The organism is Stutzerimonas balearica DSM 6083, assembly GCF_000818015.1.
In the GTDB taxonomy this organism is placed as follows: Bacteria; Pseudomonadota; Gammaproteobacteria; order Pseudomonadales; family Pseudomonadaceae; genus Stutzerimonas; species Stutzerimonas balearica.
Window position 1 is genome coordinate 2,121,139 of record NZ_CP007511.1, and the last position, 24,269, is coordinate 2,145,407.

Sequence of the window (24,269 nt, forward strand, 5' to 3'; positions counted from 1 at the left end):
CGCGCCGCCCTCACTTGACTACGAAACGCCCTTCCATGCCCTTGTTCTGCAGGCCCTTGCAATAGAAGGGGTAGCTGCCGGGCTTGATCGGCAAGAAGAAGATCTCCGCTTCGCCGGCGTCCTCGAATTCCAGTTCGGTAAGGGTCATCGCCTTGATCTCGACGCCGCCGGCCTCGACCTTGCGCAGAAAGATCGAATGGGCGAATTCCGGGGCCTGGAAAGCGCACTCCTTCTGACCGTCGGAGATCACCTTGAGCTGGTAGGCGACGCCGGTTTCCAGCTGGTATTCCTTCTGCGAGACCGCGTAGTCGCTTTCTTCGGAGCCGAACTTGAGATCCGGCAGGGCCTGGGTGCGACGGGTCAGGTCGCCGGCGGCGTGACATTGATCGAAGCCGATCAGGCTGGCGATGAACAGGGCGTTGAGCAGCAGCGCTTTGCAAGTGGGCATGGGACAGCCTCGTTATTGTTATCGGTCGCGCCATCCTAAGGCGCGGCGCCTGCGTCTTCCTCCTACCTTGGTAGCGATGGTGCCGACGCCAACCGGCATTGGCGGGCGCCTGCGAGCCGCACGCAAGGGCCGCGCGGCAACCTCGCAGCGCCCGAAAACCCGGGTTGGCAAGGCTGCATCGGCCCTCGCACCAGGCTTGCAGCGGGCCGTCTTGCGCGGCCAGTCCCTCGGCAGCGCTACCAAGGTAGCGACACCAAGGTAGCGATCCATTTCCCGGCTCTGCCGCCGCAATATCCCTGTATTCGTGATGCCAATTGGACATCAGTCGGCCCCGGCCGCCCTGCTCCAGCGCTTGCAGCAGGCCCTTGAGTTTCCCCTTAGTGTTTTCAGGAGTGCCAAGCATGATCCCCCTGCGATCCATACAACACCGAATCGCGCTTATCGGCGGGCTGTGCCTGCTGGTGACGGCGGGCATACTCATCGGCTACAGCGTGTTTCTTGCCAGCTCGACGCAACGGCTGGTCTCCGGCCGCGTCAGCCAGCAGGCTCAGGACGATGCGCTGCAAACCCTGCAGCATCTGGGCGGCAAGTACGCCGGCGAGATCCGCTCGGAGTTCACCGAGGCGCTGGAGGCCGCACGCGGCATGGCAACCACCTTTGCTGTCGCGAAGATGAACGGTGCCGCCAGTGGCGGCCTGCAGATGGGCCGCGATGAGGTCAATGCCGTCCTGCTGAACGTGCTCAAGCGCTACCCGAACTTCAACGGCACCTACGCCTGTTGGGAGCCGGACGCCATCGATGGCCAGGACCTGCTGTTCCAGGACGGGCAGAACGGCAACAACCTCCAGACCGGGCGTTTCACCCGTACTGGACGCGCGCGGCCGATGGCACCATCGCGGTCCAGCCACTGGTCGAGTACGACACCCTGGACAAACACCCCAACGGGGTACTCAAGGGCGGCTGGTACATCGGGCCGAAGGAAACCCAGCGCGAGAGCGTGCTCGCCCCCCTGCCCTACATCGTCCAGGGCAAACAGGTGTGGCTGGCGACCCTGTCGGTGCCGATCGTGGTCGACGGTCGCTTCCTCGGCGTGGCGGGCACCGACTACAACCTTGATTTCGTGCAGAAGATCAGCGAGGAAGTCGCGGGCAAGCTGTTCGACGGCCAGGGCGAAGTGGCGATCATCAGCGACCAGGGGCTGATCGTGGCCGAGAGCCGCAAGCCGGAACTCATCGGCCAGCATTTCCAGAAGATTCTTCCGGACTGGCAGGCGCTGCTGGGCTCCATCCAGGGCGGTGAAGAGCTCGCGCGGCTCGACGACGACGGCATGGTAACGGTGTTTGCGCCCATCGAGCTGGGGCGTACCGGCAAGCCCTGGTCGATGATGCTGCGCATCGACAAGGACATCGTGCTGGCCCAGGCCGCCGAGCTGGAGCGCGAGATGAGCGCACAAAGCGAGCGCAGCGTGCTGCAGCAAATCGGCGTAGGCGTCCTTATTTCCCTGCTTGCCGTGGTGGCGCTGTGGTTCTCCTCGCGTTCGGTGGCACTGCCCATTCGCAAGGCGGCCAACCTGGCACGAGCCATTCAACAGGGCGATCTGTCCCAGCGGCTGGGCCATCGCTCGCCGGACGAGGTTGGCCAGTTGTCGCTCAGCCTCGATCGCATGGCCGACAGCCTGCAGGAGCAGGTAGCCGTAGCCGAGCGGATTTCCCAGAGCGACCTGGCGGTCGACGTGCGTCTGGCGTCCGAGCGCGATCAACTGGGCCTGGCCTTGCGGCGCATGGTCGAGAACCTCAACGGGCTGGTGTCGCAGGTGCAGCTCAGCTCGCAGCTGATCAACGACAAGGCTGGCCAGGTGACCCACCTCAGCCAGGAGCTGGCCGGCGGGGCGACCGAGTCCGCCTCGGCGGTGACCGAAATCAGCGCCACCATCAGCCAGATGGCGACGCAGATCCGCCAGACCTCCGGCTATGCCAGCGAGGCCAACGGGCTGTCGCGCAGCGCCGAACAGGCCGCGCGCGGCGGCAACGAGCTGATGGCGACGCTCAAGGCCGCGATGCAGGAGATCAACCAGTCCGGCCAGGACATCACCAACATCATCCGGGCGATCGAGGAGATCGCGACGCAGACCAACCTGCTGGCGCTGAATGCGGCCATCGAAGCGGCCCGTGCCGGCGAGCACGGCCGCGGCTTCGCCGTGGTGGCCGACGAGGTTCGCCAGCTCGCCGGGCGCAGTGCCGAGGCCGCACAGCGCTCGACGCGTCTGATCGAGGAGTCCAATGCGCGCACCATCAAGGGCATGGAGCTGACCGACGAGACCGCGCAAGCGCTCGAAGCGATCGTCCAGGGCGCCGCGCAGGTGTCGCAACTGGTCGACGAGATCGCCTCGGCATCCAGCCAGCAGGCCTCAGGCATCGAGCAGGTCAGCCTCGCCATCGGTCAGATCGACGAGGTCGTGCATCACAACAGCAGCAATTCCGAGCAGACCAGCCAGACGGCGCAAGAACTTACCCAGCAGGCGCAGCAGATGATCGTTCAGGTCGGCCGCTTCACCGTCAAACGCCTGGGCTAGGCCCACGGGCGGCCTCTGCGGAGGCCGCCACGCGGCGCTGCATTTCTACGACCTTGGTACACAGCGACTGGTACTTTCTGCATATTTCCCCACCCCGAGTCGGTTCCTATGCTGGCCGCAACCCCTGAGGAGTTGCCCATGCGACCGCTCGCGATCCGCACCCTGTTTTCACTGATGGCGCTCGGCGGCGTGCTGACTTCCGTGCAGGCCGCCCCTCCCCCGGCGCCCGCACCGCTGGAGGTGCGCATCGGCTACCTGGGCTATCGGCCCGATCCCGGGCCGCTGCTTTCCAACGTCATCCCCGAACCTGCGGACGCCGGTCTGCGCGGCGCCGAGCTGGCGATCACCGACAGCAACACCACAGGGCGCTTTCTCAAGCACAGTTACAGCCTGGAGGCGGTCAATGCAGAAGACCCCCAGGCGCTGCTCGCCGGCGCCCGCCGCCTGTACGAGGCCGGCTTGCGCCTGATGGTGGTCAACGCGCCGGCGCAGGAATTGCGCCAGCTCGCCGAGGCCTTTCCCGACGCGCTGCTGATGAATGCCGGCAGCGCCGACGATGCACTGCGTCAGGCCTGCCTGCCGAACGTGCTGCACACCTTGCCCAGCCGCAACATGCTGGCCGACGCGCTCGGCCAGTTTCTCGCCGCACGGCGCTGGAACCGCTGGCTGCTGATCGTCGGCAGCACGCCAGAGGATCAGGCGTACGCCGCGGCGCTCAAGCGTGCGGCCAAGCGTTTCGGCCATCGCATCGTCGCCGAGAAGCCCTGGACGTTCGATAACGATCAGCGCCGCACGGCGCAGGCGGAAATGCCGTTGTTCACCCAGACCGCCGAGTACGACGTGGTGCTGGTGGCCGACGAACGTGGCGACTTCGGCGAGTACGTGCCCTACCAGACCTGGTATCCGCGGCCGGTGGCCGGTACCCAGGGCCTGACGCCGACCGGCTGGCACAAGACCGTCGAGACCTATGGCGCGGCACAGCTGCAGAATCGCTTCGAGGCGCATGCGGGGCGCTGGATGAACGACCGCGACTTTGCCGCCTGGATCGCGGTGCGCAGCCTTGCGGCTGCGGTCACCCGTCTCAGAACCACCGACGTGACAGAGCTGCGCGCGCTATCGCTTACCGATCAGCTGCCGCTCGACGGCTTCAAGGGGCGCAAGCTGAGCTTTCGCCCCTGGGACGGCCAGCTGCGCCAACCCATCCCGCTGGTGCACCCGCGCGCGCTGGTTTCCACCTCCCCGCAGGAGGGCTTTCTGCACCCGACCAGCGAGCTGGATACCCTGGGCCTGGACGCGCCGGAAAGCCGCTGTCGGCTGAGCGAGGTGGGCTTGTGAGAGGCCCTGCCCAGCTTGCCGCGCTGGCGGGCCTGTTCGCGTTCCAAGGCAGCGCCGTAGCGGACGAGCTCGGCTACGAGGCCTACCTGGACAGCCCCAAGCGCATCAAGTGCCTGTATGGCTACGTCACCGCCAAGACCGGCAACTTCGATGCGGCCCGGGCGATCTTCGAAGACTGCGTGGCACGCTGGAACGACGTCTATTCACTGATTTCGCTGGCGCAGATGTACGAAAGCGGCAGCGGCGTGCCGGTCGACCTTGGCAAGTCCGCCGAGCTGCTCAAACAGGCGGCGGCCCAGCCGGACGACGCGAGCTACGTCAGCCTGGCGCGCTATCACTGGGGCGTCGCGCTCGCCGAGGGGCGTGGCGTCGCGCCTGATCTGGCACAGGCGCGCCATTGGCTTCGCCGTGCCGCCGAAGGTGGCCAGGAAGAAGCCCAGCAGTACCTCGCCGAGCTTGACCAGGGATCGCGTGCCGGCGATGCCGGTGCCGCCGCCAGACCCTAACGACCAGACAAACAACAACAAGGACCACCACATGCCTCGCCACCCGCTCGCCGCTGCCGTTCTCTGCGCCCTGGGCTGTGCCCTGATCGGATCGGCGCATGCCGCCACGGCCTATGTGTCCAACGAAAAGGACGACAACATCAGCGTGATCGATCTCGATCGCATGGAGACGATCGAGACCATCGACGTCGGCATGCGCCCGCGCGGGCTGACGCTGTCGCACGACAACAAGCTGCTCTACGTCTGCGCGAGCGATTCCGACACCGTCCAGGTCCTGGACCTGGCGACCCGGCAGATCATCAAGCAACTGCCTTCGGGGGCGGACCCGGAGCAGTTCGCCCTGCACCCGAACAACAAATGGCTGTACATCTCCAACGAGGACGATGCGCTGGTCACCGTGGTGGATGTCGACAAGGAAGAGGTGCTCGCGCAGATCGACGTCGGCGTCGAACCGGAGGGCATGGCGGTCAGCCCGGACGGCAAGTGGGCGGTCAACACCAGCGAAACCACCAACATGCTGCACTGGATCGATACCGCCACCAACCAGCTGGTCGACAACACCCTGGTCGACCAGCGGCCACGGCACGTCGAGTTCACCCGCGACAGCAAGCAGCTCTGGGCCTCGGCCGAGATCGGCGGCACCGTCAGCGTGGTCGATGTCGACAGCCGGCAGATCCTCAAGACGCTCCACTTCCAGATCAAGGGCGTGCACCCGGACAAGGTGCAACCGGTCGGGGTCAAGCTGACCTCCGACGGCAAGTACGCCTTCGTCGCGCTGGGGCCGGCCAACCATGTCGCGGTCGTCGACGCGAAGACCTTCGAAGTGCTCGACTACCTGCTGGTCGGGCGCCGCGTCTGGCACATGGCTTTCACCCCGGACGAGCGCATGCTGCTGACCACCAACGGCGTCAGCGGCGACGTTTCGGTGATCGACGTGCCTTCGCTGAAGGTGACCAAGTCGATCAAGGTCGGCCGGTATCCGTGGGGCGTGGTGGTCAAGCCATGAACGCGCTGGAAGTCGAGGGCATCGGGTTCAACTACGGGGCCCGCCGCGCGCTGGATAACGTCGGCTTCGTGACCGAGCGCGGCCGCTTCACCGCCCTGCTCGGGCCCAACGGGGCGGGAAAGTCCACGCTCATCGCCCTGCTCACCCGCTTGTACGACCTGCAACAGGGCGAAATTCGCGTCGAGGGCTACAGCCTCAAGAGCCAGCCGCGCCAGGCCCTGCAACGCATGGGTGTGGTGTTCCAGCAGAGCACGCTGGACCTGGACCTGACCGTGGAACAGAACCTGCGCTACCACGCCGCCCTGCATGGCTTGTCCAGCGCCAGGGCGCGCTTGCGCATCGACATGGAGCTCGAGCGGCAGACCCTCACCGAGCGCCGCCGCAGCAAGGTGCGCGAGCTCAACGGTGGCCATCGCCGGCGGGTGGAAATCGCCCGCGCCCTGCTTCATGAGCCCAGCGTGCTGCTGCTCGACGAAGCCAGCGCCGGGCTGGACCCGGCCAGCCGCCAGGGGCTCAACGATCATGTTCGCCAACTCTGCCGCGACGATGGCATGAGCGTGCTGTGGACCACTCACCTGCTCGACGAGGTGTTGGCCGACGATCACCTGCTGGTTCTTAAGCAGGGCCGGCTGGTGGCGCAGGGCCCGGCTGCCAGCCTGGTCGACGATGAGGAGGATCTGGCCGCCAGCTTCTCGCGGTTGACCGGCGAAGGCGTCGCCTCCACAAGCCGTGCGCGGCCGGTCGGCATGGCGGGCGTGCCCAGGGATACGGCGTCGCGTGACGCCACTGCTTCGCAGGTGCGCTCATGAATGCCTATTGGGAATGTCTGCGCGGCATCGTGGCCCGCGAATGGCTGCGTTTCGTTCAACAGCGTTCGCGCTTTCTCAGCGCTCTGGTACGCCCGCTGCTCTGGCTGCTGGTGTTTGCCGCCGGTTTCCGTGCGGCGCTGGGCATCGCCATCATCGAGCCGTACGACACCTATATCACCTACGAGACCTATATCGTCCCCGGCCTGGCCTGCATGATCCTGCTGTTCAACGGCATGCAGGGTTCGCTATCGATGGTCTACGACCGCGAGATGGGCAGCATGCGCGTGCTGCTGACCAGCCCCCTGCCCCGTGCTTTTCTGCTGGCGAGCAAGCTGCTGGCCACGGCCTTGATCTCGCTGCTGCAGGTCTATGCGTTCTTTGCCATCGCCTGGCTCTATGGCGTGCAGCCACCGGCGTCCGGCCTGCTCGTCGCACTGCCGGCGCTGCTGCTGGTGGCGCTGTTGCTCAGCGCGCTGGGCCTGCTGCTGTCCAACGGTATCCGGCAGCTGGAAAACTTCGCCGGGGTGATGAATTTCGTGATCTTTCCGATGTTCTTCCTCTCCTCCGCGCTCTATCCGCTGTGGAAGATGCGCGAAGCCAGCGAATGGCTGTACTGGATCTGCGCCGTGAATCCTTTCAGTCACGCCGTCGAACTGGTGCGTTTCGCGCTCTACGAGCAATTCAACGCACTGGCGCTGGCTGTCTGCCTGGGGCTGACCCTGTTGTTCAGCCTGCTGGCGGTGCTGAGCTTCAACCCGCAGCACGCGGCGCTGCGTCGCGCTGCCTGAATTACTACTTTCGTACCGCTTCGGCTGTCCAACGTAGGATTTGCACGGGGCGCCCATTGTTCTGTAATCGCTCAACGAAAGGATGGGACCAGAACCATGAGAATGCGGATGCTCACCGGCCTGCTGATGGCGCTTCCCCTGTTCGCTGCGGCTGCCGGCACCGGAGCTGCGGATGCTGCGCAGTTCTCCGCCGAAGGCTATCGGCAGGACCAGTACCGCAGCCCCACGCCCGATACGGCCGAAGGCGCGCGTACCCTGTCGACCGAGCAGCTCAAGGCGCTGCTCGAGCAGGAACCCAGGCCCGTACTCGTCGACGTTTACCGTCGCCAGTGGCTGGCCGGCCAGTTTATCGACAGCGAGCCGCATGCCAACCTGCCGGGCAGCATCTGGTTGCCGAACACCGGTGATGGCAATCTGGCGCCGGAATGGGCAAGCTACTTCACACGCAATCTGCAGCAGGCCACCGGCGGCGATAAAGACCGGGCGCTGGTTTTCTACTGTCGATCCGACTGCTGGCTGAGCTGGAATGCGTCGATGCGCGCACACCGGCTGGGTTACACGGACATCTACTGGTATCGGGATGGCGTGGACGCCTGGGAGCAGGCAGGCCTGCCACTGCAACCGGCGCGGCCCGTGCCGCTGGAGGCGACTGCCAGCGCCGCCCGATAAGCTCACCATAATCACAACAAGAGGTGCCCAGCCTTGTACAAGATTCTCATAGCCGATGATCACCCGCTGTTTCGTGAGGCGATCCACAACGTCATCCGCGATGGCTTTCCCGACAGCGAAATTCTCGAAACCGCCGATCTGGACAGCGCCCTGGCACTGACCCAGGAGCACGACGATCTCGACCTGGTACTGCTGGACCTGAACATGCCGGGCATGCACGGCCTCAACGGGCTGATCAACCTGCGCAACGAGGCCCCTACCATTCCGGTGGTGATCGTCTCGGCCGAGCAGGACAAGCAGATCGTCCTCCAGGCCATCACCTACGGCGCCGTGGGCTTCATCACCAAGTCCTCCCCGCGCGCACAGATGACCGAAGCCATCGAGCAGATCCTCAATGGCAACGTCTATCTGCCCTCGGACATCATCCGCAGCCAGAAGCCCACCACTCGCCACCATCACAGCGAGCCGTCGATTCCGCCGGAGCTGCTGCAAGCACTCACGCGCAAGCAGCTACTGGTGCTCGAAGCATGACCAAGGGCGAATCGAACAAGCAGATCGCCTACAACCTCGACATCGCCGAGACCACGGTCAAGGCCCATGTCTCGGCCATCCTGCGCAAGCTGAACGTGCATAACCGCGTACAGGCCATTCTCTCGGCCAGCGATATCGACTTCTCCAGCTACCTGCGCCGCTGAACAAGCCGCCGGCCGCCAGATTTCCCCAACCGCTGCCCCTGGCAGCGGTTTTTTTATGCCGCCGCCAGGGCGTGTTGCATCAGGCGGGAGCCTGACCGTGCTCGAGCAGGTGGCACATCGCGGTCTTCAACTTCATCGGCCGTACCGGCTTGTGCATCAGCATGTAGCCGAGTTCGCGCACTTGCTGTTTCAGGTCGTTGCTGTAGTTGGCGGTGATCATCAACGCCGGTAACGGGCTGGCACGGCGGTCGTTCACCGTGGTGACGACGTCGATGCCGGTGTGCCCGTTGTCCAGGTGGTAGTCGGCGATCATCAGGTCGGCCTCGGCATGGAAGTTATCGACCTGGCGCGCCAGGTCTTCCTCCGAGAGCGCCGTGGTCACCACGCAGCCCCAGCCTTCGAGCAGGGTGCGCATGCCAGCACAGATCGCCGTGTCGTTGTCCAGCACCCAGACCCGCGCGCCGTGCAGGCGCTCGAGCGCGAGCTCCGCGGTGCCCGGCTCCGGGCGAGCCTTGGGCGCGCGTTTGGCCAGTGGTACTTCGATCGAGAACTTCGAACCACGCCCCGGCTGCGAACTGACCTGGATGCGATGCCCGAGCATGCGCGCGATCTTGTCGACGATCGCCAGCCCGAGTCCCAGGCCTCGGTCCTGATTGGGCCGCACGCCCTCGCCGCGCTTGAATTCCTGGAAGATCTCCTCGAGCTTGTCGCTCGCGATGCCGACGCCCGTGTCCCAGACTTCGATCGACAGGCTCTGGCGACGCCGCCGGCAGCCCAGCAGCACCCTGCCCTCCGGCGTATAGCGGATGGCATTGGTCAGCAGGTTGCGCAGAATCCGCGCCAGGAGCTGGATGTCGCTACGCACCAGCGCTGAGCACGGAATGAAGTCCAGCACCAGGCGCTCGGCGCCGGCGATCTGGCGGAACTCCATGGCAAGGTTCTCGAGCAGTTCGCTGACGGCGAACGGCGCGATGTCCGGCTTGATCACCCCGGCGTCGAGCTTGGAGATATCCACCAGGGTGCCGAGCAGGTTCTCGACGTCTTCCAGTGAGTTGCTGATGTTGCGCACCAGCCCGCCGTTGGCCTGTGGTGTCGGCTGTTCCAGCAACGCGCTGGTAAACAGCCGCGCGGCGTTGAGCGGCTGCAGCAGGTCATGGCTGACCGCGGCAAGAAACTTGGTTTTCGACAGGTTGGCCAGCTCGGCCTCGCGCTTGGCCTCGCGCAGGCGTGCCTCGACGCTGCTGCGCTCGTCGATCTCGCGCAGCAGCTGGTCATTCAGGCTGGTCAGCTCGGCAGTGCGCTCGCGCACCCGCTGTTCGAGGTTCTGGTAGGCCTGGTGCAGCGCCTCGGCAGTGCGCCGGCGATCGGTGATGTCCTGGATCAGCACGAAGATGCCCGCCACCTCGCCGTTGGCCAGGCGATTGGGCACGTAGGAGCGCAGCATGTAGCGCTGCTGGCCGTTGTGGTTGCGCTCTGCCATCTCGAAGCTGACGCTTTCACCGGACAGCGCCCGGTCGATATAGGGCTCAAGCTGCCGCCAGTGTTCGCCACTGTGCACCTCACGCAGGCTCTGGCCGAGCATGCCGTCGCTCGGCCAGCGATACCACGCCTCATAAACCTTGTTGGTGAATTCGTAGGTCAGGTCCGAAGACACATAGGCGATCAGTGCAGGTACGTGGTCGGTGATCAGACGAATCCAGCGCTCGCTCTGGCGCAGGGCTTCGGCATGCCGATAGCGCTCGGTGATGTCGGTGAAGGTATTGACGAAACCGCCGGTGGGCAGCTCGTGGGTACGAATTTCCAGCACGCGCCCATCGAACAGACGCTGCTCCAGCACCCTCACCGGCTGCCCGGCGCTGTCGAGCGTGTTGGGCGTCAGCAGGCTCAGTTCGCTGTCGACCATGACCTCGTCGAACGGTCGATGCGCTTCGATCGGCGCCAGGCCGCAAAGCTCGAGGAAACGGTGGTTCCACAGCTCCAGTGCACCCTCGGCGCTGACCATCGCCACGCCCTGCGACAGGCTGTCGACGGCTCGCTGCAGCAGGCGCGACTTCTGCGCCAGCGCCTGCTCGCGGCGCATGGTTTCACTGACCTTGACCTCGGTGATGTCGGTATAGAGCACCACCAGGCCGCCTTCCTGGGTCGGCCGCTCGCTGACCTGCACCCAGCGTCCGTTGTTGAGGCGGTACACGGTCGGCTCGTCACCCTTGCCGCGGTGTTCTTCGACGATCAGCCCGGTGCTTTCGGCCAGCCGGCGCACTTCGGCCAGGCGCGTTCCGGCATTGATGCGCGCGCGGGTACGGCTCCACAGCGACTTGAAGCGGCGATTGAACAGCACGATGCGCTGATCGCGGTCGAACAGCACGAAGGCGTCGGAAATGCTCTCGATGGCGTCGATAAGATGCTGATGCGCCGTCTCGGCGCGCAGGCGCGCGTCGCTGAGCAGACGGTTGCTGGCCTTGAGCTCGGCCATGGCCTGGTTCAGCGCATCGGTGCGCTCGCGGACCTGCTCGGCCAGCTCCACCGAATGCTGGAAGGCTGCATAGGACGCATCGCGCCCCGGGCCGCTGCTCTCGACGCGCTCGATCAGGGCGGCGTTGATGCGACGCAGTTTCTGGTTTTCGCGTTCGAGCTCGGCCAACCGGGCCAGCGGATCAACGGACACATCGTCCTCCTGGGCGGCCAATGGCGACGCCGGTGAAGGTCTGGTTGATGTGCATGCCGTTGTACTGCTCGCCGTAGGTGTTGAAGCCAATCACCTGCTGCCGGCGCAGAAGCTCCGAGGCCGCTTCGCCAAGCCCGCGCTCCTCGACCTCCAGGCGACGCAGGAAGCAGTCGCAGCCGATGGTCAACAGCGGCGCGCCCAGGCGCTGCTCCAGGCGCTCGAACAGTGCGGTCAGGTTCGGCAATAGCGGGCCGGGCTCCATGGCAGTGAGCACGATGCCGTTTTCCACCGCACAGTAGAACGTCAGGCTGAGGTCGTCGTTGACCTTCTGGATCGCGCGCACGTAGTAATGCTCGTTGATGCGCACGGCCAGTGGGTGCGCGGCGAACAGGCGGTGATCCAGCTGTTCCACCGGAACGCCGATCAGGCGTGCATATTCCTTGGCGGCCGGCTCCGCGTTGAGTTCGTATACCCGGCGCGCCTGGCTGTCAGCCTCGGTCACGACGAGCTTTTCGCTGCGCGGCAGGATGTGGTGGGTGGTGAACACCTCGAAATCGAGCCAGGTATTGACCAGCACGACAATGGCGGCTCCGGCATGGAAGCGGCCGTTGTAATAGACGTGGGTGCGGGTCAGATGGTTGTCGTCGCCGGCTGAGCCGCCAAAGTGCGGGATGCTGCCGAACGCGGCGCTGAGTGCGGCGAGCACGACCTCTTCGCGGCTGGACAGGCCGTCGAGCAGGGTCAGCGCGAAACTGTGGTCCTTGATCGGCGCGAGCGAATTGCTCCGGCAGTCGGCGCCCAGGCGCTCGACCAGTTGCTGCGCATCAACCAGGCCAAAGCGGTCCATTTCGTCGATCAGCTCGCAGGCGATCGAGAAGTTGCGGTGGTCGAAGCCGATGGCCGAGACACAGCTGCGGCTGTAGCCCTGTGCAGTGATTTCACCGGCCGAGGTGCAACCGACCAGGCGCACGCCGCCGAAATACTGTTCCAGCGCATCGCCCAGCGCCTCGAGGTCGTATTCGGCTGAACAGAAGAACAGCACGAAGCCCAGGTGCGGATGCATGAGCTGACGCGCCAGATCCTGCGCCACGGTTTCGGCCGAGCGCGACTCGGACATGGCAGTACGGACCACCTCGTTCTGCTGTTCTGCCACTTCCGCACTCCCGCACAGCTCTGAATGTCCACATTCTTGGGCAGGGTTTGCAAGGCGCAAATGCTACTTGAGTACCGGTACAGGCCTGCGTAGGTAGCAGCGCGACGCTTTGCCTCGTCAGCTATGCCGCTAATCGCAGCGACGCAGAAATGCGAAAGGCCGGCCCTTGCGGGTCGGCCTTTGGCTGGAGGTCGGGGCGTGGCACGTCGCTTCGCGGCCGGCCACTGCAGGCAACGGAGGGAGCGGCCTACGGCTCGTTGTCCCTTCGCGCCCCGCCGCCGTGGCGGATCAGAAGCTCAGCGCAGCACCGACGGCGAAGGTGCGGGTGTCTTCGTCGAGGGTCGAATCGTCACGACCGGCGATCTCGAACTGGTTCAGTTCGGCGACCAGCTTCAGGTTGTCGTTGACGTCGTGGAACAGCGCGATGCCACGGGTTTCGTAGTCGGCTGCCGAACCCAGACCGTTGCCGTCATCCTTGGTCTTGCCGTAGGACAGCGCCACGCGGTTCTTGCCGAAACGATAGGAGCCCTGCAGCAGGTAGCCGTCGCTGTCGATTTCGCGCAGCAGTGCTTCGCCAGCGTTGTTGGTGAAGAACGGGTTGATGCCTTCGGCCTGGAAGCCCGAGGCGGTCAGGGACAGATTGCCCATCTTGGCCTGCACGCCGTAGCCGATGCCCTTGGAGTCGACTTCTTCGATGCTGCTGTCGGTGTTGTCCGAGCTCTGCTGCATGCCGTTGATCCAGGTGTAGAACTGGGTGCCGCCGACATCGAACTGGTAGGTGACTTCGGTTTCGAAGCGCGGCGCTTCCTGGTACGCCTTGTCCAGCGTCGAGTTGGTGTCTTCGGTGGTGTCTACCGGGTCCATGATGCCGACTGCGATACGCAGGCCGTCCATTACCGGCGAGCGGTAGGTGATCTGCGAGGTCGGGAACGGGTACGGGTAGCCGGTGCCGATGTTGCCAAAGGACACGCCGCCACCGTCGACCAGCCCGAGGGTGTCGCTGACCTGGCCGTAGCCGGTGAGCATTTCGTCGAGCAGGATGTTGGAGCGGGCGAACAGGCCGAAGTCCTTACCGAACAGCACTTCACCCCACTGCTCGTTCGACGCGGTGCCGTAGAACTGACGAACGTCGATGTCGGTCGCAGTGCCGTTGGTTTCGCTGTCGTTGATGGTCACCCAGAAGGACGAACGACCGCCCAGCTTGATGTCGTCGACCTGCTTGCTGAAATTGAAACCGATGTAGTTAGGCAGGAAGCCCATCTTCACCCGCGACTGCTTGCGATCGAACTGCTCGCCATCGCGGTCCACATCACTGTTGACGTAGAAGGTGTTGAAGTAGCCGTCGGTCGAAAAGGTCATGTCGTTCTTTTCGTACAGCACGATCTCGGCCAGGGCAGTCTGGCTGATCGACATGGCGACGGCACTGGCCAGGGCCAGCGGCAGCAGTGTTCTAGTGGTTTTTTTGTTGTTGTGCATGGCGCTCTCCGCTTATGGACGACGTAGGGGTCGTGTCGGAGGCGATTATCGAAACGGTCTCGGCGTCCCCATACGCTGCGATGGCGGCGAATGGCTAGTACTTTGGATGGGGAGCCCGGAGCGCTCGAAAAGCACCGCGCCGATTCGTTCCGCTGACGCGGGCCGGTATTACACCCAAGGGCCTAGTACTCCGCTGCAGGGGCCGCAGGCAGCGGCTTGCCGCCGCTCACCCGAAGATGACGGCGACGCTGCCGAGAGGTGGATTTGGCGCGTCAGCCAGGGTTCAGAACAGCGAAGCGGCGTTGCTGACGACCTGCCAGCGAGCCTGGCTGGTACGTAGAAGCTGCAGCTGCCTGGCGAGTTCGGCCCGGTCGACTCGGGCCATCGCCTCGATCACCTGCTGCGGGTGGTCCGGGTCCAGCCCCGCCAGACAGGCCTGCCAGGTTTGCTCGGCGCGGCGGCGCAGGGGTATCGACGACACCGCCCCGCCCTCAGCGGGCGATTTCGTGCGAGCCAGGCCAGGCAGCTCCGCCGCAAACTGCGCCAGGAACGCCTCGATGTGCCCGAGAATTTCCGCTGCCGAAGATTTTGGCGACTGCACCACGAACAACATGCCGGCCTGCGTGCCGAACTGCCGGAAGCCGCAGAGCACCGCGTACCCCAGCTGAAGCTCGCTGCGCAGGCGGCGAAAGAACGGCGCTTCCATCGTCTGCGCCAGCGTCCGCCAGGCTGCCTCGGTGGCCACGTCACGGGTTGGAAGCGGACAGAACAGCACAACGGCAGCTTCTTCGCCCGGCTGGCCGAACGACCACCAGTGGCGGGCGCGCAGTACTGGCACAGGCGCGTTTGGCCGCTCGGCCGAGCGACCGGGCGCCGCGGCGAGCGCCGTGGCCAGCGCCGCCTGTTGCCCGCTGCCCAGCCCGAACGCCAGGGCTTGCCAGCGCGCCTCGTTCCAGGCGGCGTCGAGGCTGCCGGGGTCACATGCGCCCGGCTGGGTCGCCAGATCGGCGATTCCGAGCAGGCGCGGCAGCCGATTCCACAGCTGACGTACCAGCAGTTCCTGACCATTCAGCTCACAGGCTCGCGCCGCTCTTGCCTGTGCCTCCGACAGCGATGCCGGTCCCAGCGATTCGAGCCGCGGCAGCAGGTCGGCGGCGATCAGGGGTAGCGCCGGAGCGAAGCCGACCAGGCCCAGGCTCCAGGCCGTGCCGAGGTCCTCGAACAGTATTTCGACACCCGCCTGACGCGCGGCCCAGCGGCGCTCGCGCAAGGCAGCCTCCACCGCCAGTGCCAGACCGATCGACGGCGCCTTGGCGAACTGCCACGAAAGGTAGAGCGCGCCTTGTCCGTAGGCATCGCTGCCATCGCGTCCAAGCCAGCGCAGTGCCGTCGGTAGCGGCGGCTGGGCGGTGTTCGGTGCCGGGTCGCGCAGCCAGGGGTTGGCCTTCGGCAGTTGCCAGTCCACCACGGGCAGAGTCGTCGCGGCTGGCAGCGGTTCGTCCGCCAGGCGAAGTACGAAGCCCTCTCCACCGGCCGCCGGGCACGGCCGCTCGTCACAGGTCAGCAGTGTCGGCCCGGTGCCGACCATGTGCGCCAATAGCTCACCGAGCGCGGGCTGCAGCTGTTCCGGCGACCGCATGCGCGAACCCGCTTCGATCCAGTAACGCAGGCGCAGCAGTGGCTCCATTCCGACCAGGCTGCGCTGGCGCACGCGCTGGTATTCGTCCCAGGCCGCCGCGGCTGCCCCGTGGCGCGCAAAGAACGCCAACCAGCTCGAGACCAGGGCAACCACGCCCGGCCGCTGGGCGTGACCTTGTTCGCTCAGACGCAGATCGAGCACCACCACCGATTGGCCTCTGTGCAGGTACGGCACGCGCATGGCCAGCCCTTCGCACCACCGGCGTGCGCGCAATGCGGCGATCAGGCTGCCGTCCGCCTCGCTGGTCAACGCGCAGGCCAGGTAATCCAATGCGCCATCGAGGCTGCCTCTGACCTCGTCGAGCGCGTAGGCCAGCAGCAGCCTGGAGGGCTCATGCGCGACCTGCAGGCGGCGGCTCCAGTCGGACCGAAAGGCCAGCCTCGGCAGGCGTGGCGCCGTGCTCTCGGCGGGGGCCGAAGGCACGTGGCACTGCGGTGCCTGCAACAGCTGCTCGAGGTCGCGGCGCGGCAAGGCGGTCGCCACCAGCAACTCGAGCGCGCCGCTGTTGTAGAACCGGCGATGGTAGTCGGTGAGCGCTGCCTGGAAATCAGTCGACTCCACCGGCAGGGTTTCGCGGTTGCCGGCATGGAAGCCGCCGAACGGATGCGGATCGGCAAGTGCCGTACCGAGCGCTGCATCGCAGAGTGTCTCGGTGTCGCGCCCGCGGGCCAGGAACTCGGCCTGTAGGACCTCCCGTTCACGTGCTTGTGCCGCGCGATCGAGCAGTGGCCGCGCCAGCATGTCGAGCAGGCGCCTGAGTGCCTGCTCGAAATCCTCCTGGCGAACCTGAAAAAAGAAGTCGGTGTGGCGCTCGCGCGTCGAAGCGTTGAGCTGGCCGCCGCAGCCCTGGACAAAGGCCATCAGACTGTCGTCGACGGCGTAGGCCTCACTGCCGAGAAACAGCAGGTGCTCGAGAAAATGTGCCAGGCCCGGATAACGCGTCGGCGCGTCGTGCGCACCACCGGCCACCCGTACCAGGGCCGCCGCCTGACTGCCGGGCGGCAGCGCGAGCAGGCCGACCTTGAGCCCGCTGGCGGTGACGAATGATTCGGGGGCAGCACTGGGATCGAAAGCGTTCATGCAACAGGCTCGAGTGGTCGGTCGGCGAGCATCGCCCGGCGGCCGGCGCGGGGCAACCCTGCTTCGGAACGAGGCCGGCTCAGGTGTCGAGCTGGCCCGCCAGGAATTGCATCAGCCGCCGCTGCATCAGCGACGCGGTGCTGCCAAGACAGGCGATCGAGGTCCCGCGCAGCGCATCGCGGCCGTGCTCGGCTGCTTCGCCGGCCAGCGCCACCGGGCAATTGACCGCGAGCGCGACCTTGCCGAACTGCCGTACCTGCGGCTCGCCAGGCGGCAAGTTGGAGAACAGCACCAGCGCCTGCGGCTGTACCTTGTCGCAGACCAGCGCCAGCTCGTCCATCGGCTGGCCGAATGGCAACACGCTGACGGCCAGGCTGTCGTTACCGAGCAAGAGCCCGGCAATCAGCAGTTCCAGCTCGCGACACTGGCCTGCCACCGCGGCCACCAGCACCCGCTCGCGCCCCGGAAGCCGGCCCAGTTGCAAGCGCTGCAGGACGCGAGCGCGAAGAAAGGCATCCAGGAACAGCCATTCGCTGGTACGGCCGAATTCGTCCTGACGCAGCATCAACTCCTGCCATACCGGCAGAAGTACGTCCTGATAGACGATGGCCAACGGGTAGGTCGAAAAGATCTGGCCGTAGAGCTGGTCAAGGCGGGCCTCGTCGAACTCGGCGACGGCGTTGCGCAGCTGCAGCTGCCATTCGGCCCAGTCGCCGCTGCAGACCTCGGCAGGTGTGGGGGCTTCGGAAGCCGGCCCCGCATTGCTGCGCGCGAGCAGGCTGCCGACCTTGCTCACCGCCACACCGCGCTCGGTCCACGCCAGGATGCTGCGCACCGCTTCGACATCCGCCATGGAATAGAGGCGGTGCCCGCTTTCGGTGCGGGTCGGCTGGATCAGCCCGTAGCGCCGCTCCCAGGCCCGCAGGGTGACGGGGTTGACGCCGGTCAGCCGGGCCACCTCACGGATGGGGAACAGCTCGGCTGGTGCCGAAGGGTTGGCTGCTGCGGTGGTCCCGCCGGTGGTCTCGGTCATGGGCGGCTCGTGCGCTGAAAAGTGCCGGCATTGTAGCGCAGCCATTCCGGCAAGTCGGAACTGCGCGCATCCACCGCCGGCATGGCCCGCCCGCTCAGTCGTTCAAGGGCACGCGCAGACCCTCGTCGGCGCCGAGCGGTGTGGGCCGGCCGATGATCTCGTCATGGCTGACCGGTTGCCGCCAATAGACCTCCTGCACGCCACAGCCGCGCAGCGCCCGCTTCAGGCTTGCCTGATCGCGCCAGAGCGTCTGGCCTCGTTCGTCGGCGAATGCCGAGCGAGTCCCGCGATGCTCGATGACCCAGGCGTTGTAGCCGCAGCATTGCAGGCTCCGCAGCTCGACCTCTATTACCCGCCCCTGACGCATCGCGCGGCGCAGATCATTGCGTGTCATCGTCGAAATACCCACTTCGATACCTGTACAGAAATTACGGATTTGTACATGCCTAGAGCCCTAGCGGTGCCGTCTCGGGAGCTCTGCGCGCCGGGAAAACTGTACAACAAACCGAGAAATACTCAAATAACTTGTACATTCATATTTTGTCGTATAGGTTTTCAAGCGTACCGACCACACCTGGACCGCATCATGGACACGCTCTCTTCTCAATACCGCGACATCCTCCAAGGGCTGGGCGAAGACCCCGAGCGTGAGGGCCTGCGCGACACGCCGCTGCGTGCCGCCAAGGCCATGCGCTACCTGTGCAATGGCTACACGAAAAGCCTGGAGGAAGTCGTCAACGGAGCGCTGTTCGCCTCCGACAACGACGAGATGGTGATCGTCAAGGACATCGAGCTTTATTCGCTCTGCGAACATCACCTGCTGCCCTTCATCGGCCGCGCGCACGTCGCCTACATTCCGACCGGGCGGGTGCTGGGCCTATCAAAGGTCGCGCGCATCGTCGACATGTACGCGCGCCGCCTGCAGATCCAGGAAAATCTCACGCGGCAGATCGCCGAGGCGATTCAGGAAGTCACCAGTGCGGCCGGCGTGGCGGTGGTCATCGAGGCGCGACACATGTGCATGATGATGCGCGGGGTCGAGAAGCAGAACTCGGTGATGAACACTTCGGTGATGCTGGGCGCCTTCCGCAGCTCCTGCAACACCCGCATGGAGTTCATGCAGCTGATCGGGCGGGACCGGGCATGAGCCGTCTGGAAAACGGCCTCGCGCGGATCCGCGTGAAGGACCTGCGGCTGCGGACGTACATCGGCATCAACGAGGACGAAATTCGCAACCGCCAGGACGTCATCGTCAACCTGACGCTGCACTACCCGGCCGCGACCGCGGTGCGCGAAAACGACATCGACCAGGCGTTGAACTACCGGACCATCACCAAGGCGGTCATCCGGCATGTGGAGGACAATCGCTTCGCCTTGCTCGAGCGCCTGACCCAGGAGCTGCTCGACCTGGTGATGGACCACCCGGCGGTTCGCTATGCCGAGGTCGAGGTCGACAAACCGCACGCCTTGCGTTTCGCCGACTCGGTGTCGGTGACGCTCGCCGCACAGCGCTGAGCCCGCCATGCGCGCCCTGATCCTGTTCGCCGCCCTGCTCTGCCTGCTCAGCGGCACGGTGCAGGCCAGCTGGCGCCAGGATCTGCCGCAGGCTCGCCTGCAGGGGCAAGGCGAACTGCGCTTCTTCGGACTACGCATCTATAGCGCCAGACTGTGGAGCGCCGCACCGCTAGGTCAGGCGCCGGCGCCCTTCGCCCTCGAGCTGACCTACCATCGGCGCATCAGCCGCGACTCACTGGTGCAGACCAGCCTCGAGGAAATCACCCGCCTGGCCGGCACCGACCTCGCACCGGATCGCCTGGCACGCTGGGCGCGGGAGATGCGTCAGGCATTCGTCGATGTGCTGCCGGGCCAGCGCATCACCGGTGTCTTTCTGCCTGGCGTGGGTTGCCGCTTCTACGTCGGCGACCAGCTGCAGCACGAGATCCGCGACCCCGAGTTCGCCGACGCCTTCTTCGCCATCTGGCTCGACCCGCGCACACGCGACCCGGAGCTGCGCCAACAGCTGTTGGGCCTTCAATGAAACGCATGCCGCTGGCCTGCTACGCCAGCCTCGGCTTGCCCTTGGCCATGGCGATGCTGCCGATCTATGTGTTGGTGCCCAGCTTCTATGCGGCCGAGCTCGGCCTGGGCCTGGGCATCACCGGCCTGGTGCTGTTCCTGGCCCGGTTGGTCGATACGTTTCAGGACCCCTGGCTGGGGCGGCTGATCGACCGCAGCAGCGAGCGTGGCTGGCCGCGCATCCTCGCACTCGCCGCACCGCTGCTGGCGTTGGCGATGCTCGGGCTGCTCGCGCCGCCGACCTGGAGAGATACAGACCTCGCGCTCTGGCTCGCAGCGATGCTGGTGCTGACCTACAGCCTGCACAGCCTGGTGAACATCACCTATATGGCGTGGGGCGCGAGGATTACCGATCACCCCGCGAGCCGTACCCGCGTGGCCGCCTGGCGCGAGGGCGCCGGGCTGGTCGGCGTGGTGCTCGCCAGCCTGCTGCCCACGCTGCTCGCGCAGCGGCTGGGCATGCCCACGGCCCTGCTGGTCTTCGCAGTGGCCTTTGCCGCACTTCTATTGCTCGCGACGGCGTTGACGCTGCGCGGCGCGCCGGTCGCACACCGGGAGCCGCGGCGGGAACAGGACGACTGGCGCCAGCCCTTGCGCAACCGGCCGTTCCGCCAGCTGGCGGCGGTCTTCCTGGCCAACGCGGTGGCCGTCGCGATACCTGCGACGCTGGCGCTGTTCTTCATTACCGACTTCCTTCAGCTGCAGGCCCAGGCCGGCTGGTTTCTGGCGCTCTACTTCGTCTCCGGGGCGCTCGGCCTGCCACTCTGGACGGCGCTGGCCAACCGTTTCGGCAAGGTCCGCTGCTGGCGGCTGGGCATGTTCACCGCCTGCGCCGCGTTCATCTGGGCGATCTTTCTCGAGCCGGGTGCGGCATTCGCCTATGCGCTGATCTGCCTGCTCAGCGGCCTCGCCCTCGGGGCGGATCTGGCGTTGCCGCCCGCGCTGCTTGCCGACCTCATCCCGCCCGAGGAACGCGGCGCGACGGCCGCCTACTTCGGCATCTGGAGCCTGCTCGCCAAGCTCGCGCTCGCCTTCGCCGGGCTCGGCCTGCCGCTACTGGCCCTGCTGGGCTACACCCCGGGCGAGCCCGCCGACTGGCGGCTCGCCTTTGTCTACGCCGGCGTGCCCTGTGCATTGAAGTTGCTGGCGGCCACGGCGCTTTCGCGCCTCGCTCGTGGAGGAAGCTTCGCATGAAGAAACTGATGATTCTGCTCTGCGCCTTGTTGGCCAGCTGCACCAATGTCGAGGTCGGCGATTACCGCAACGAGGAACCGCGCCTGGACCTGCGCGAGTATTTCGCCGGACGCGTCGATGCCTGGGGCATGTTCCAGAAGCGCTCCGGCGAAGTGGTCAAGCGCTTCCATGTGCGCATCGACGGCTCGCTCGAGGGTGACCGGCTGATTCTCGACGAACACTTCAGCTACAGCGACGGCACTACCCAGCGGCGCGTCTGGACGCTGCGCCCCGACGGCCCGAATCGCTGGCGCGGCACTGCAGGGGACGTGGTCGGCGAAGCCGTTGGCGAAGTCGCCGGTAACGCACTGCGCTGGCGTTACGTGCTCGAACTGCCGGTCGATGGCTCGGTGTATCGGGTGAACTTCGACGACTGGATGTACCTGATCGATGCCAAAACCATGGCCAACCGATCGTTCATGACCAAGTTCGGCGTCGAGCTTGGCCAGGTCACACTGTTCTTCCGCAAGGCCGAGTGAGCGCGCGCCGTTACAAATCGGTGTCCGGCACGCCGGGCTGGACCGCTACAGCCCGGCGACAATCGACTAGAATGCCGCGACAAGAATGCCAACCGGACTTGCCTGACATGATCAACGCCAAGCTGCTGCAACTGGTAGTGGAAGCCTCCAACGACGGCATCGTGGTTGCCGAGCAGGAAGGCGAAGACAACATCCTGATCTATGCCAACCCGGCCTTCGAGCGCCTGACCGGGTACACGGTGGACGAGATCCTTTACCAGGACTGCCGCTTCCTGCAGGGGGACGACCGCAATCAGCCGGGGCTCAACGCCATCCGCGAAGCGGTACGCAACCACCGCCCGTGTCGCGAGGTGATCCGCAACTACCGGCGCGATGGCACCCCCTTCTGGAACGAGCTCTCGATCACCCCGGTGTTCAACGAGGCCGACCAGCTCACCTACTTCATCGGTATCCAGAAAAACGTCAGTGCCGAAGTCGAGGCGCTGCAGCGCGTGCGCGAGCTGGAGGCCGAAAATGCCCGGCTGCGCGCCGAGCTGCAAGCGCTGAGGAACTGACGCCTCGGTACCCCCGTTTCAGCGCGACAGGGCCTATTTTCCGCTGGCTATACCGCCGCCGGTATGCTGCTATTAATAGGCCACTATCGCGTACGACAATTCGAGGCATGAGCGATGCTGCAATCGCTGGTAGTCAATGCCCTGCTCCTGCTGGCCATTTGCTGGTTATTCACCTTCAGCCTGCGACACCTGGCGCATCACCAGCCTCGGTTGCTTCAGCTGGTCATGGGGCTGTGCTTCGGGGCCGCGTGCATCATCGGCATGCTCGTGCCCTTCACCCTGCAATCGGGCCTGATCTTCGATGCACGCAGCGTCGTGCTCGGCATCGCTGCGCTGTTCGGCGGGCCGCTGACGGCCGCGGTCGCCGGTGTGCTGGCGGCCAGCTACCGGGTCTGGCTCGGTGGAGTGGGCACCTATGTCGGTCTACTGAGCATCTTCATCCCGATACTCCTGGGCCTGGTGCTGCGTCTGGCTCACGAACGCGGGCATCTGCCGCTGCGTTTTCTGCCCTTGCTGGCAGCCGGGTTCATCATTCATCTGCCGGTGGTTGCCGTGCAGGCGCTGCTGCCTTCGGGGCTCGGCCTGATCGCGGTGAAGACCGTTGCGCTACCCTTTCTGCTGACCCTGCCGCTGGCTACCGCGGTGCTCGGGCTGCTGCTCAACGACCTTGCCGAGCGCGCCCGCACCGAGCAGGCGCTGCAACGCAGCGAAGCGCGGCTGAGGGCGATCACGCGGGCGATGCCCGACCTGCTGATGGTGCTCGACGAGGACGGGCGCTATCTAGAAGTCCTGACGGCCGACAGCCTGTTGCTCTATCAGGAGCCCCACCGGCTCGTCGGGCGCCTGCTGCACGAAGTCTTCGATCCCGAGGATGCCGATCGCTTTCTTGCCTTCATTCGCCTGACCCTCGAGCGCAACACCCCGCAGCGCATCCGTTACTCGCTGCAGACGCTCGACGGCCTGCGCACCTTCGAGGGCCGCGCACAGCGACTGGAAACCACCGAGGACGAACGGCGTGCGGTGGTCTGGTGCAGCCGCGACATCACCGAACGCGACCTTGCCGAACAGGAGCGGCGCATCGCCGCCATCGCCTTCGAATCGCAGCAAGGCATGTTCATCACCGACCCGCAGGCCTACATCATCCGCGTCAATCGGGCCTTCACACTCATCACGGGCTATAGCGCCGAGGAACTGATCGGCCAGCCGGCGAGGATGCTTTCCTCCGGTAGCCATGACGAAACCTTCTATGCCGCGCTCTGGCAGCAGATCAAGACCACCGGCTCCTGGGAAGGCGAAATCTGGAACCGCCGCCGCAACGGCGAGGTGTTCCCCGAGTGGCAAACCATTACCGCGGTGCGCGACGACAACGGCAAGGTCACGCACTACATCGCCACGGTCATGGACATCACCCAGCGCAAGATGGCCGAGGAGCGCATCCATCAACTGGCGTTCTATGACCCGCTCACCAACCTGCCGAACCGCAGGCTGTTCCTCGACCGGCTGCAGCATGCCCTGGATGCCAGCGAACGCAGCCGGCATTGCGGTGCGGTGATGTTCATCGACCTGGACAACTTCAAGATGATCAACGACGCCGGTGGCCACAAGGCCGGCGATCAGTTCCTGCGCCTGGTCGCCGAGCGGTTGCAGAAGGCCGTGCGCCAGAGCGATACCGTCGCCCGCTTGGGTGGCGACGAGTTCGTGGTGATCCTCGAGGATCTCGGCCAGGAGCCGGAGGAAGCCATCGGTCAGGCCAGCCGTATCGGGGAAAAGCTGCTGGAAAGCCTGGCCGCGCCTTACTGCATCGGCGAACGCGAGCTGAGCAGCAGCGCCAGCATCGGCGTCGCGCTGTTCCGGGGCGACGAACCGGGCGTGGATGAGCTCATCAGCCGCGCCGACCACTGCATGTACAACGCCAAGATGAATGGCAAGAACGCCCTGAGCCTGGCCTGCCTGGACGACCCGGTCGCGAGCCGCTCGGCCTAGCCGGAACCGC

The 24,269-nt window shown here is 65.6% G+C and carries 20 protein-coding genes and 2 pseudogenes; 15 read left to right on the forward strand and 7 right to left on the reverse strand.

The genetic code is table 11. From position 1 onward, the window contains the following. Positions 1 to 10 precede the first annotated feature (10 nt). Positions 11 to 448 (reverse strand): cupredoxin domain-containing protein, encoded by a 438-nt coding sequence (locus CL52_RS09635; protein WP_041105489.1) that lies wholly within the window; start codon positions 446 to 448, stop codon positions 11 to 13. 404 nt (positions 449 to 852) lie between these two features. Here CL52_RS09635 and CL52_RS09640 point away from each other — a divergent pair. The 8 genes and pseudogenes from CL52_RS09640 (at position 853) to CL52_RS09675 (ending at position 8,828) form a co-directional block, all read left to right on the forward strand. Continuing rightward, positions 853 to 3,020 (forward strand): annotated as a pseudogene (locus tag CL52_RS09640) (methyl-accepting chemotaxis protein). 174 nt (positions 3,021 to 3,194) lie between these two features. Continuing rightward, complete coding sequence (locus CL52_RS09645; RefSeq protein WP_235366417.1) at positions 3,195 to 4,355, forward strand: ABC transporter substrate-binding protein; 1,161 nt, start codon at positions 3,195 to 3,197, stop codon at positions 4,353 to 4,355. Next, complete coding sequence (locus CL52_RS09650; protein ID WP_052264538.1) at positions 4,352 to 4,861, forward strand: tetratricopeptide repeat protein; 510 nt, start codon at positions 4,352 to 4,354, stop codon at positions 4,859 to 4,861. Before CL52_RS09645 ends, CL52_RS09650 begins: the two co-directional genes overlap by 4 nt. 31 nt (positions 4,862 to 4,892) lie before the next feature. Next, complete coding sequence (locus CL52_RS09655; RefSeq protein ID WP_041105838.1) at positions 4,893 to 5,867, forward strand: YVTN family beta-propeller repeat protein; 975 nt, start codon at positions 4,893 to 4,895, stop codon at positions 5,865 to 5,867. Continuing rightward, positions 5,864 to 6,676 (forward strand): ABC transporter ATP-binding protein, encoded by an 813-nt coding sequence (locus tag CL52_RS09660; RefSeq protein WP_074519849.1) that lies wholly within the window; start codon positions 5,864 to 5,866, stop codon positions 6,674 to 6,676. Before CL52_RS09655 ends, CL52_RS09660 begins: the two co-directional genes overlap by 4 nt. Continuing rightward, positions 6,673 to 7,464 (forward strand): ABC transporter permease, encoded by a 792-nt coding sequence (locus CL52_RS09665; RefSeq protein ID WP_041105491.1) that lies wholly within the window; start codon positions 6,673 to 6,675, stop codon positions 7,462 to 7,464. The genes CL52_RS09660 and CL52_RS09665 overlap by 4 nt, the downstream gene beginning before the upstream one ends. Before the next feature lie 96 nt (positions 7,465 to 7,560). Further along, positions 7,561 to 8,133, forward strand: coding sequence for a PQQ-dependent catabolism-associated CXXCW motif protein (locus CL52_RS09670; RefSeq protein ID WP_043220199.1), 573 nt, complete (start codon positions 7,561 to 7,563; stop codon positions 8,131 to 8,133). Positions 8,134 to 8,166: 33 nt separating this feature from the next. Further along, positions 8,167 to 8,828: pseudogene (locus CL52_RS09675) on the forward strand (response regulator). Positions 8,829 to 8,907: 79 nt separating this feature from the next. Here CL52_RS09675 and nahK read toward each other — a convergent pair. The 6 genes from nahK to CL52_RS09705 form a co-directional block, all read right to left on the reverse strand. Further along, positions 8,908 to 11,493 carry a hybrid sensor histidine kinase/response regulator NahK/ErcS' gene (gene nahK, locus CL52_RS09680; protein ID WP_425288332.1) on the reverse strand — a complete coding sequence of 862 codons (2,586 nt, stop codon included), beginning with the start codon at positions 11,491 to 11,493 and terminating at the stop codon, positions 8,908 to 8,910. Further along, positions 11,483 to 12,646 (reverse strand): nitric oxide-sensing protein NosP, encoded by a 1,164-nt coding sequence (gene nosP, locus CL52_RS09685; RefSeq protein WP_041105495.1) that lies wholly within the window; start codon positions 12,644 to 12,646, stop codon positions 11,483 to 11,485. The genes nahK and nosP overlap by 11 nt, the downstream gene beginning before the upstream one ends. A gap of 288 nt (positions 12,647 to 12,934) precedes the next feature. Further along, the gene (locus CL52_RS09690) at positions 12,935 to 14,122 is read right to left on the reverse strand and encodes a porin (RefSeq protein ID WP_043220205.1); all 1,188 of its coding nucleotides are present in this window, start codon (positions 14,120 to 14,122) and stop codon (positions 12,935 to 12,937) included. Positions 14,123 to 14,405: 283 nt separating this feature from the next. Further along, entirely contained in the window at positions 14,406 to 16,901 is a 2,496-nt protein-coding gene (gene pqqF, locus CL52_RS09695; RefSeq protein WP_043220207.1) for a pyrroloquinoline quinone biosynthesis protein PqqF, read from the reverse strand. 79 nt (positions 16,902 to 16,980) lie between these two features. Beyond that, a complete protein-coding gene (locus CL52_RS09700; RefSeq protein ID WP_043220209.1) occupies positions 16,981 to 17,934 on the reverse strand; it encodes a MerR family transcriptional regulator in 954 nt (317 codons plus the stop codon). Between the two features lie 94 nt (positions 17,935 to 18,028). Continuing rightward, positions 18,029 to 18,328: a DUF6482 family protein gene (locus tag CL52_RS09705; protein WP_200292279.1), complete on the reverse strand. Its 300-nt coding sequence runs from the start codon at positions 18,326 to 18,328 to the stop codon at positions 18,029 to 18,031. A 192-nt stretch (positions 18,329 to 18,520) separates the two neighbouring features. On the opposite strand from CL52_RS09705, the gene folE reads away from it, so the two are divergent. The 7 genes from folE (at position 18,521) to CL52_RS09740 (ending at position 24,259) form a co-directional block, all read left to right on the forward strand. After that, positions 18,521 to 19,081: a GTP cyclohydrolase I FolE gene (folE, locus tag CL52_RS09710; RefSeq protein ID WP_041105499.1), complete on the forward strand. Its 561-nt coding sequence runs from the start codon at positions 18,521 to 18,523 to the stop codon at positions 19,079 to 19,081. Next, positions 19,078 to 19,449, forward strand: a complete 372-nt coding sequence (gene folX / locus CL52_RS09715) for a dihydroneopterin triphosphate 2'-epimerase (protein ID WP_041105500.1) — start codon at positions 19,078 to 19,080, stop codon at positions 19,447 to 19,449. Before folE ends, folX begins: the two co-directional genes overlap by 4 nt. A gap of 7 nt (positions 19,450 to 19,456) precedes the next feature. Beyond that, positions 19,457 to 19,972, forward strand: a complete 516-nt coding sequence (locus tag CL52_RS09720; RefSeq protein WP_041105501.1) for a chalcone isomerase family protein — start codon at positions 19,457 to 19,459, stop codon at positions 19,970 to 19,972. After that, the gene (locus tag CL52_RS09725) at positions 19,969 to 21,204 is read left to right on the forward strand and encodes an MFS transporter (RefSeq protein WP_043220211.1); all 1,236 of its coding nucleotides are present in this window, start codon (positions 19,969 to 19,971) and stop codon (positions 21,202 to 21,204) included. The genes CL52_RS09720 and CL52_RS09725 overlap by 4 nt, the downstream gene beginning before the upstream one ends. Beyond that, on the forward strand, positions 21,201 to 21,722 hold the full coding sequence (locus CL52_RS09730) for a DUF3833 domain-containing protein (protein WP_041105503.1): 522 nt from the start codon (positions 21,201 to 21,203) through the stop codon (positions 21,720 to 21,722). Before CL52_RS09725 ends, CL52_RS09730 begins: the two co-directional genes overlap by 4 nt. Positions 21,723 to 21,829: 107 nt before the next feature. Continuing rightward, the gene (locus CL52_RS09735; RefSeq protein ID WP_041105504.1) at positions 21,830 to 22,276 is read left to right on the forward strand and encodes a PAS sensor domain-containing protein; all 447 of its coding nucleotides are present in this window, start codon (positions 21,830 to 21,832) and stop codon (positions 22,274 to 22,276) included. A 114-nt stretch (positions 22,277 to 22,390) separates the two neighbouring features. Further along, positions 22,391 to 24,259: a diguanylate cyclase domain-containing protein gene (locus tag CL52_RS09740; RefSeq protein ID WP_052264539.1), complete on the forward strand. Its 1,869-nt coding sequence runs from the start codon at positions 22,391 to 22,393 to the stop codon at positions 24,257 to 24,259. Positions 24,260 to 24,269: the final 10 nt, after the last annotated feature.

Bases quoted from the DNA above. Each gene is read 5' to 3' on its own strand.
- CL52_RS09735 (WP_041105504.1), top strand. From the start codon at position 21,830: ATGATCAACGCCAAGCTGCTGCAACTGGTAGTGGAAGCCTCCAACGAC.
- CL52_RS09655 (WP_041105838.1), top strand. From the start codon at position 4,893: ATGCCTCGCCACCCGCTCGCCGCTGCCGTTCTCTGCGCCCTGGGCTGT.
- folX (WP_041105500.1), top strand. From the start codon at position 19,078: ATGAGCCGTCTGGAAAACGGCCTCGCGCGGATCCGCGTGAAGGACCTG.
- CL52_RS09660 (WP_074519849.1), top strand. From the start codon at position 5,864: ATGAACGCGCTGGAAGTCGAGGGCATCGGGTTCAACTACGGGGCCCGC.
- CL52_RS09645 (WP_235366417.1), top strand. From the start codon at position 3,195: ATGGCGCTCGGCGGCGTGCTGACTTCCGTGCAGGCCGCCCCTCCCCCG.
- CL52_RS09670 (WP_043220199.1), top strand. From the start codon at position 7,561: ATGAGAATGCGGATGCTCACCGGCCTGCTGATGGCGCTTCCCCTGTTC.
- CL52_RS09725 (WP_043220211.1), top strand. From the start codon at position 19,969: ATGAAACGCATGCCGCTGGCCTGCTACGCCAGCCTCGGCTTGCCCTTG.
- CL52_RS09720 (WP_041105501.1), top strand. From the start codon at position 19,457: ATGCGCGCCCTGATCCTGTTCGCCGCCCTGCTCTGCCTGCTCAGCGGC.
- CL52_RS09740 (WP_052264539.1), top strand. From the start codon at position 22,391: ATGCTGCAATCGCTGGTAGTCAATGCCCTGCTCCTGCTGGCCATTTGC.
- CL52_RS09690 (WP_043220205.1), bottom strand. From the start codon at position 14,122: ATGCACAACAACAAAAAAACCACTAGAACACTGCTGCCGCTGGCCCTG.
- CL52_RS09700 (WP_043220209.1), bottom strand. From the start codon at position 17,934: ATGACCGAGACCACCGGCGGGACCACCGCAGCAGCCAACCCTTCGGCA.
- pqqF (WP_043220207.1), bottom strand. From the start codon at position 16,901: ATGAACGCTTTCGATCCCAGTGCTGCCCCCGAATCATTCGTCACCGCC.
- CL52_RS09665 (WP_041105491.1), top strand. From the start codon at position 6,673: ATGAATGCCTATTGGGAATGTCTGCGCGGCATCGTGGCCCGCGAATGG.
- CL52_RS09730 (WP_041105503.1), top strand. From the start codon at position 21,201: ATGAAGAAACTGATGATTCTGCTCTGCGCCTTGTTGGCCAGCTGCACC.
- CL52_RS09705 (WP_200292279.1), bottom strand. From the start codon at position 18,328: ATGACACGCAATGATCTGCGCCGCGCGATGCGTCAGGGGCGGGTAATA.
- CL52_RS09635 (WP_041105489.1), bottom strand. From the start codon at position 448: ATGCCCACTTGCAAAGCGCTGCTGCTCAACGCCCTGTTCATCGCCAGC.
- folE (WP_041105499.1), top strand. From the start codon at position 18,521: ATGGACACGCTCTCTTCTCAATACCGCGACATCCTCCAAGGGCTGGGC.